Genomic DNA, 7,281 nt, shown 5'->3' on the forward strand with positions numbered 1-7,281 from the left:
AACAACTTTTTTCATCATTATAATGCGTGATGCAAGTACTTAAACAATTACAAATACCATATAGTTTTGCCAAACGTCATGGCGTATTGCTTCGATATGAGGGTGATCAAGCTTTTATTGTACGTCGTGACAGCACGCCACTGTTGGCTTTACAGGAAGCACGTCGCTATTTAGGGCATCCTGCACAATATCAATTATGTAGTGAGCAAGAGTTTAATCAATTACTCAGTGCAAGCTTTGCCGGAGACACCGGTGAGTCTCAACAAGTGGCAGCGGGTCTGGAAGATCATCCTGATTTACTTAGCCTTGCGGACTCTGTGCCAGAAGCTGAAGATTTGATGGATCAGGAAGATGATGCGCCGATTGTACGCTTAATCAATGCTTTATTGTCGGAAGCAATTCGTGTTGGAGCTTCAGATATTCATATCGAATCTTTTGAAAAAAAGCTGTCTGTCCGCTTACGTGTTGATGGTCAATTACGTGAAATTGTCCAGCCTCGTCGTGAACTTGCGCCATTGTTGGTGTCACGTATCAAAGTCATGGCCAAACTCGATATTGCGGAAAAGCGAATTCCACAAGATGGTCGTATTTCTCTGCGTTTGGCGGGCCGTGAAGTCGATGTTCGTGTATCAACCTTACCGTCTTCGTATGGTGAGCGTGTGGTGATGCGTTTACTCGATAAGCAAGCTGGGCGTTTAAATATGACCCATTTGGGCTTGATGCAACATGACTATGATCGACTGAAACAACTGGTGCATCGTCCGCATGGCATTATTTTGGTTACAGGGCCGACTGGTTCAGGTAAAACCACGACCTTATATGCGGCATTGTCTGATCTAAATGATGGCTCAAAAAATATTTTGACCGCTGAAGATCCAATTGAATATCAACTTGAAGGGATCGGGCAGACACAGGTCAATACCAAAGTGGATATGACCTTTGCTCGTGCATTAAAAGCCATGCTCCGCCAAGACCCAGATGTGGTGATGGTCGGGGAGATTCGTGATTTAGAAACTGCTGAAATTGCAGTACAAGCGTCATTAACAGGCCACTTGGTACTTTCAACGCTGCATACCAATACAGCAATTGGTGCTGTGACCCGTCTTAAAGACATGGGGATTGAACCCTTTCTACTTTCAAGCTCACTGATCGGTGTTGTGGCACAGCGTTTGGTTCGAACCTTGTGCCGTAATTGTGCGACTTGGCATGATGCCGATGATTTTGAAAAAGACTTATTTAGGCATCTCGATGCATCGGCTGAATTAAAATTGCCTCAACCTAAAGGCTGTGAACAATGCTCGCATACTGGATTTACAGGGCGTACCGCAATTTATGAAATCGTCCCGATTGATGAGCAAACACGTCGCCTCATCCATGGTAATGCTGCTGAGTTTGAGTTAGAAAATCATGTACGTGCAAATGCGGGTTCAATTCGTGATGATGGATTGCGTAAAGTTTTGGCAGGTAAAACCACGATAGAAGAGGTTTTACGTGTAACCAATGAAGCGGCTGAATAGTCGGTGTGAATTATAAAAAAAGCCCCGAAGCCTGTGCAAGGACTCGGGGCTTTGCTTTAGTTAATCTTTTCAAAATGAATAACAGCATCGTATGCTTTATCTGTCAGAGTGAGGTGAGTTGCATCACTGAGTTTCATTTCAATGCTATTGCTCTCTTTATATTTCAAAACATCATTATTCACTTCGGCCATACCGGATGAAGCACTAGAAATGCGCTCAGTATTATTTTTATCGAGCCAAAATTCGTCTTTAATTTGATAGTCATCGCCTTGTTTGCTGATTGAAAGTTTGCGAAGGCTCTCCGTGTCAGGTGTTTGTTTCCATTCCCCTGAAAAATCAGGCGCAGGTGTTTGGCTACATGCGGTTAAGGCCAAGCTTAGAAAAAGCATCGAAAAGTATGTTTTCATTGTAAAGTCCTGAAAATGATTTTAATTTTTTTATGGATGTATAGTTAATTATAGTTTGAATATTAAACATTTTTTAATTTTATTCATTAATCTTTCTATCGAATGTCTCATGATTTTTTATTTCTAATTTGAACTAAAAACAGCCCAAAAATATGGGCTGTACAGTCTTTCACTTACCACAAGCTGACAACTTTCTTCATCAATTCAGCACGAATAGGCGCGGTTGGGTTACCTGCATTGCGCTGCGTTTCATTTTCATAAAACTTTTGCCAAGTTTGAACCATCTCTAAAGTGACATCTTGAGTTTTAAGCTTTTCAACGTCGGCTTTGGTGATATTGGCTAGGCGCGCTGCAGCACCTTCTGAGCCTGTACCCCAACCAATGATGCCTTGACCATAGGCAGGTAAAGACATGTTGTTCGGTGTTGGCGGTAGCGCAAGACGTTGAATATCTGGATTGACCAAGGATTTAATTTGAGGATGGACTTTTTCAGACAGGGTTAATTCGGCAAAACTGAGTGTGGATGCGCTGAGTAGCAACGTACTGATAAGGAGAGGTTTAAGCATCATAGATCAACAAATGAATGTAAATAAGAATCGTTATATATTTTAGCAAGGTTTTGGCAACTGAATATTAATATTTAAATGTATTGGAAATGGATAAGGTTTATTTTGAGCTCAGCTGTAGATTTGTAGAAGTCAAAAAAGTTCAAAGCACTATTTTATAAGGAATTAAAACAGTGCTTTGTATAGATAGGTACAAATGGATTTAAGTCAAAACATTTAAAGTGACATTAATATTGTTTCGGGTCGCATTTGAATAGGGGCAAACAATATGTGCGGCATCGACCAATTTCTGTGCCTCGCTTGCATCCATACCTTCAAGATGAATATTAAGCGTCACTTCGATACCAAATCCTGTTGGAATAGGGCCGATACCCACATCACCCTCGACGTAGGCAGCAGGGGCGATCGAAATTTTATCTCGGTTTGACACAAATTTCATTGCACCTAAAAAACAGGCTGAATAACCAGCGGCGAAGAGTTGTTCAGGATTCGTACCATTACCTGTACCCCCCATAATTTTCGGCACAGCCAATTGAACATCTAAATGACCATCGGACGTCGTAGCACGACCATCACGACCACCAGTGGCTTTTGCATGGGCTGTATAAACTGCTTTTTCTAAAGTCATTATTCTAATCCCTCAGATGATGGTTCAAAATCATATCGTGGGGGATTTTGCTTAAATAATATTCAGTTTTTTTGTAATTTTATACAGGGTAAAAATCAATATTGAACCAAAACACGGTGCTGCATCAGTGGCATAGATGCGCGAATCTGTTGCTGTTCGTCTAAGTCAAAAGGAACCGTGAGTAGTTGAGCGCCTTCTTCTGCGGTGATTGCTAAAATTTGACCGCGGCTGTTGCTTGCTCCAGCATGCCCCCAAGTTTGACGCTTTTCACCATGCCAACCTTGTTGTGCGGCACCCAGTACAGCACATTGGCTATCCATGGCACGAGCTTGCAGTAACAACTGCCAGTGCATTTCACCCGTGGTATAAGTAAAAGCTGCAGGCGCCGTTAAAATGTTTGCACCTTGGCTACGAAGTTTCAAAGCCAGTTCAGGAAAGCGCAAGTCGTAGCACACCATCAGGCCAATATTGCCAAAAGGTGTTGTTGCAACTACGGTTTCAGTACCAGGTTCAAAGAATTTTGATTCTTGATAGCCACCGACAGCGTCACCAACTTGCACATCAAATAAATGAATTTTGTCATAACGTGCTTCGGTACGTTCAGGGCTGATACACAGGCTGACAGTACGGACACGGCCATCTTGAATGATTGAACCATCTGGACGATAAGGGCATGGGAGTGTGCCCGCAACAATCCAAAGTTGATAACGATGTGCGAGTTGTTCTAGTCGCTGCTGAATACTTTCAAATTGCGCCGCGGTTTCACGTTGTTTACCTGCGGCAAAGCAGACAAAATTTTCAGGAAATACAATGAGACTCGCACCTTGAGCCTGACTTTGTTGCATCAATGATTCGATCACTTTGAAGTTATCTTCAATGTCATTTTGAGAATTCATTTGTGCAACGGAAAGTAAAGTCATGCGAAGAGGGTCTCTGCTGTGATTAACCTAAATTAGACATTTTGCTGCTTGGGTTGCTCTAGATTGTCCTGCTCTTTTTGCAGTTGTTTGACCAAAGGCTCAAACATATTTTGGTTGCTATCATTTAGTTTCATCAGCGTTTTGTGTGCATCTAAAACCGTATTCAGCATATTGCTATGGGTAATGTGTTCTTCCATAAGTGCGCGAGTGCATACACTTGGATCACCACAATAATTCAAAATAACAAACACCTGACCTAAACCCATGCTATTGGCAAGCGTTGTGATATCAGAGTTTGTAGACAACATTACCGCTTGGATATGGTGAACTTGTTTGAGCTTCAAACCCAGTTTAGCCAAAATGCCAAGGACAGTACTATCGATAAATGTCGTTTGGGTTAAATCAACGATTGCACCGACGACATTTTGTTGCTGTTCAATTTTGTTTAATAACTTGTCTAGACTAATACAAGATTGGGCACGCACTTCGCCAATAAGCTTAAAAATATGCGTTCCGTTCAAGCTTGCATATTCAACATGACCTGTTGACATATAAATGCCATTTGCAGAGAAGGATAGTAAATTATCCCATAGGGGCACAGCTTACTCAAGTAGCCGAGTATGATCAGAAAGTCGTATTCGGTTTAAGTGATTGATTTCGTGATTAATTGATTCGACGTAAACTTAGGATGGCAATATCATCAGCAACATGGTCTGGTGCTTGAAATGATTGATTTTGCAAGTGATAAACCAATTGACCTAGCTGTTCATTCAATCCACCGTCAAAAGGTTCAAGTGCGCCATCCGAGCAAATTACAAAGCGAGAATAACGATTTAAGGTAAATTCAAACTCTTCAACTTCTAGATCTTCAGTTAAGCCGAGTGGGAAGCTGCTGGTATTTAAAATTCGTGCGGGAAGACCGGGTTCAAATAAAATGGCCGGCGGATAATGGCCTGCACTAGACCATTTCAAGACATGCGTATCGAGATTGAGTATCCCCGCAATCATGGTAATGTGCTTTTCAATATTTTCTTGAACCAACATGCCATTGAGCTTTTTGATGAGTTCTCTCGGGGTTTTTGAACGACCGTGGAAAGCAGCCATCCAAGAGGTCAGTAAACTACTCGTCACCCCATGACCAGATACATCTGCAAGATAAAACATGATTTCTTTATCGCTGATTTTCCAGTAATCGTACCAATCACCGGATAAATAGGCTGAAGGCTGGAAGAATGTTTCAATTTTATAGTTGTGGAGTTCAATCGGGTTGGGCAGTAAACGTTTTTGCAAATCTGCAGCAGAAGGGAGATCACGGCTGTCTTGATTGCGTTTGTATTGCGCATCAATTTTAGTGAGTGCCACCTGAAGGTTGGTTGGAATATGGTCCCACACCCATCCTGCTAAAGCACCTTGTTGCCACGCTTGAGCCAATGCAGCGCCCTCATGCTCAAAAGCGAGCACAATGGTAGGAAGTGTCCATTGGTGATTTAAAAAGTCGGCAACATCAGCAATTGCAATGATCGTTGGATCATACAAGTCTAGATCTTCAATGTTAATCATTTGTACGCTAGGAAGCGCATCAAGTACCTGATCTAAATATGGAATATCACGAGTAGGTTGAATGAAATACATAAAGAATTAGATGAATCCTTCGATAGACAATAAGTGTACTATAGCAAGCTAATGATGGCTGGAGGGAAAAACCACACCAGCCAATTGAAAAATTTTATTTATTCAGTTGTTACCGTGTCGGTATCATCTGAACTGCTATCATCAATGAAATCGGTAGAATCATCAGTTGAAACATCTGTTGAATTATCTTCAGATTCATCAATATCGTCATCTTCTTCATCAATAAATAAGTTTTCTTCAGCAATACCTTTTTTCTCGGCAATAGAATAGTTCAGGCGTTGCAAATAGATGTCACGAATTTGAGCGTATTTATCGCCTTGCAATACACCTTCGATATCCAGTAATTGAGCGCGAGTATCGATTCCACGTAAAGTTTGCTCAGACCAATACGCCACATCATGACCATCAAGCATATATTTCTGTGGACGTCCTTGACTATCTACAGCTAGACCGACGGTTTGGCGCAATGTGCTTGGACCAAGCACTGGTAGAACAATATAAGGACCAGAAGGAATACCGTAATATCCTAAAGTCGCGCCAAAGTTTTCATCTTCTGTTTCTAGACCTAGACGGCTTGCAGGGTCAGCAAAGCCTAAAGTTGTCAGTGTATTAACAGTAAAACGCCCCAGACTTTTTGCGGCACGTGTCGGTCGTCCTTGGATGAGTTGGTTAAATGCATTCCAAGGTTCGCCCAAATTTTTACGGAATAAACGATAAGATTCACGAATATCCTTTGGAGTTTTTGCTACATATTGCACAGCAGCAGGGCGGGCAATGTGGACATCTAAATAATCATTAAATGCGTAAACTTTCCGGTTGATCGGTTGGAAAGGGTCTTTATCTTCTTCTGATTGTGCTGCATTTGCATTTACAGATAATTTTTTTGCAACTTCAGATGACTTGACCCTCGCCGCATGCGCAAGTTGTTGTGTTTTTGATTTATTGGCAGCTTCTGAGTCTTGAGCAACAGGTGCTGAAGACTCGTCATTTGCAAATACAGGTGTTGTTACGACAAATGACAATAATCCTGCATATAAAAAAGAAGTTTGGCGCATATATAGTCCTGACGCTTTTAGCACGGCAAAATGTTTGCCGTATAATAAGTAAAAACGTTCAAATAATCCTGATTTATTACTATTAAACCAAATTTGATCAAAATATGAATGAAAAAATGTAATTTGAGTGAAAAATGTGCGCTCAAAATAATTATTTTAAAAAAGGTGTTGCAACGGATGTGAAATGCTGTAGAATGCACATCCATCGGTGGTGATGAAGATTAAAACTTCTGATTCTGATAAAACAATGACTTGGTTGAATTGATTAAGTTGGGTTTTATTTGATAAGTTTAAAAATAATTTGAATTACTGGTTGACTCTTTAGAAATAAAGAGTAATATAGCCGACCTAGCTTGCTGGTGACGAACCAACAAGAAGATCATTAAGAGATTATGAAGAACAACTTGTGTGGATTTTTACTGATTGATTGATCGAAATTATTTTCATTGATTGATGGTAGAAATTACTCGAAGTTTATTTGAGCAAATTTTTGTCAGTAATTGATGAGCCAAGATTGGTACACTATATGTACTATTGATTTTAAACTGAAGAGTTT

Annotated in this window: 8 protein-coding genes; 1 reads left to right on the top strand and 7 read right to left on the bottom strand. The window is 40.8% G+C overall.

The features are described 5' to 3' along the window. Positions 1-29: 29 nt before the first annotated feature. Complete coding sequence (gene gspE / locus FTU16_RS09535; protein WP_180163141.1) at positions 30-1,517, top strand: type II secretion system ATPase GspE; 1,488 nt, start codon at positions 30-32, stop codon at positions 1,515-1,517. Between the two features lie 56 nt (positions 1,518-1,573). Here gspE and FTU16_RS09540 read toward each other — a convergent pair whose 3' ends face one another. From FTU16_RS09540 to FTU16_RS09570, 7 genes are all read right to left on the bottom strand, one after another. Continuing rightward, positions 1,574-1,924 carry a hypothetical protein gene (locus FTU16_RS09540; protein WP_180163142.1) on the bottom strand — a complete coding sequence of 117 codons (351 nt, stop codon included), beginning with the start codon at positions 1,922-1,924 and terminating at the stop codon, positions 1,574-1,576. 173 nt (positions 1,925-2,097) lie between these two features. Next, positions 2,098-2,490 (bottom strand): DUF4951 domain-containing protein, encoded by a 393-nt coding sequence (locus FTU16_RS09545; RefSeq protein ID WP_180163147.1) that lies wholly within the window; start codon positions 2,488-2,490, stop codon positions 2,098-2,100. Between the two features lie 202 nt (positions 2,491-2,692). Continuing rightward, the gene (locus tag FTU16_RS09550) at positions 2,693-3,118 is read right to left on the bottom strand and encodes an organic hydroperoxide resistance protein (RefSeq protein ID WP_078189560.1); all 426 of its coding nucleotides are present in this window, start codon (positions 3,116-3,118) and stop codon (positions 2,693-2,695) included. A 95-nt stretch (positions 3,119-3,213) separates the two neighbouring features. Continuing rightward, positions 3,214-4,038 carry a carbon-nitrogen hydrolase family protein gene (locus FTU16_RS09555; protein ID WP_180011795.1) on the bottom strand — a complete coding sequence of 275 codons (825 nt, stop codon included), beginning with the start codon at positions 4,036-4,038 and terminating at the stop codon, positions 3,214-3,216. A 32-nt stretch (positions 4,039-4,070) separates the two neighbouring features. After that, positions 4,071-4,589, bottom strand: a complete 519-nt coding sequence (gene gigB / locus FTU16_RS09560) for an anti-anti-sigma factor GigB (RefSeq protein ID WP_078189558.1) — start codon at positions 4,587-4,589, stop codon at positions 4,071-4,073. Positions 4,590-4,701: 112 nt separating this feature from the next. Then, positions 4,702-5,670, bottom strand: a complete 969-nt coding sequence (gigA, locus tag FTU16_RS09565) for an RsbU family protein phosphatase GigA (protein WP_078192616.1) — start codon at positions 5,668-5,670, stop codon at positions 4,702-4,704. Between the two features lie 98 nt (positions 5,671-5,768). Further along, positions 5,769-6,725: a VacJ family lipoprotein gene (locus tag FTU16_RS09570; RefSeq protein WP_180163143.1), complete on the bottom strand. Its 957-nt coding sequence runs from the start codon at positions 6,723-6,725 to the stop codon at positions 5,769-5,771. Between the last annotated feature and the right edge of the window lie 556 nt (positions 6,726-7,281).

The sequence above is a fragment of the Acinetobacter sp. YH12069 genome, assembly GCF_013419675.1.
GTDB lineage: Bacteria > Pseudomonadota > Gammaproteobacteria > Pseudomonadales > Moraxellaceae > Acinetobacter > Acinetobacter amyesii.